This is a genomic window from Pseudomonas mandelii (genome assembly GCF_002251635.1).
Taxonomy (GTDB): domain Bacteria; phylum Pseudomonadota; class Gammaproteobacteria; order Pseudomonadales; family Pseudomonadaceae; genus Aquipseudomonas; species Aquipseudomonas mandelii_B.
Genome location: NZ_NMOJ01000064.1, coordinates 1 through 1000 on the forward strand (window position 1 = coordinate 1; position 1000 = coordinate 1000).

Annotated in this window: 1 protein-coding gene; it reads left to right on the forward strand. The window is 57.5% G+C overall.

All coding sequences use genetic code 11. The features are described 5' to 3' along the window. The first annotated feature begins 150 nt into the window (after nt 1-150). Entirely contained in the window at nt 151-996 is an 846-nt protein-coding gene (locus B7L09_RS09510) for an AAA family ATPase (protein WP_028620815.1), read from the forward strand. Nucleotides 997-1000 lie beyond the last annotated feature (4 nt).

A 1000-nucleotide genomic window follows, 5' to 3' on the forward strand; every position in this document is an offset into this window, starting at 1 on the left:
AGACTGAGTCAAGATGTGACGCCCCATTCAGGGACTGAATAAGCCGTATGCGTTCACAGTCGACCGGCCTGCGCGTTATAGTCGGGTACTACACTTATTGCGCCCCGCCCTGCCCCGTTCAGGTCGGCGTTACCGTTCGAGGATTAGCAGATGAAGTTCGAAGGCACCCAGGCCTACGTCGCCACCGATGACCTGAAATTGGCCGTGAACGCCGCCATCACCCTGGAACGGCCATTGCTGGTCAAGGGCGAGCCCGGCACCGGCAAGACCATGCTCGCCGAACAACTGGCCGAATCCTTCGGCGCCAAGCTGATTACCTGGCACATCAAGTCCACCACCAAGGCGCATCAGGGCCTCTACGAGTATGACGCGGTCAGCCGCCTGCGTGACTCGCAGCTGGGCACGGAAAAAGTCCACGACGTTCGCAATTACCTGAAAAAGGGCAAGCTCTGGGAGGCCTTCGAGTCCGAGGAGCGGGTGATTCTGCTGATCGATGAAATCGACAAGGCTGACATCGAGTTCCCTAACGACCTGTTGCAAGAACTCGACAAGATGGAGTTCTACGTCTACGAAATCGACGAGACCATCAAGGCCAAGAAACGCCCGATCATCATCATTACCTCCAACAACGAAAAAGAGCTGCCGGACGCGTTCCTGCGCCGCTGCTTCTTCCATTACATCGCCTTCCCCGACCGCACGACCCTGCAAAAGATCGTCGATGTGCACTACCCCGACATCAAGAAAGACCTGGTCAGCGAAGCGCTGGACGTGTTTTTCGACGTGCGCAAAGTGCCAGGCCTGAAGAAAAAGCCGTCCACCTCCGAACTGGTCGACTGGCTCAAACTGCTGATGGCCGACAATATCGGTGAAGCCGTGCTGCGCGAACGCGATCCGACCAAAGCGATCCCACCCTTGGCAGGCGCCTTGGTGAAGAACGAACAGGATGTTCAATTGCTTGAGCGCCTTGCGTTCATGAGCCGTCGCGGNACCCGCTAAGAGG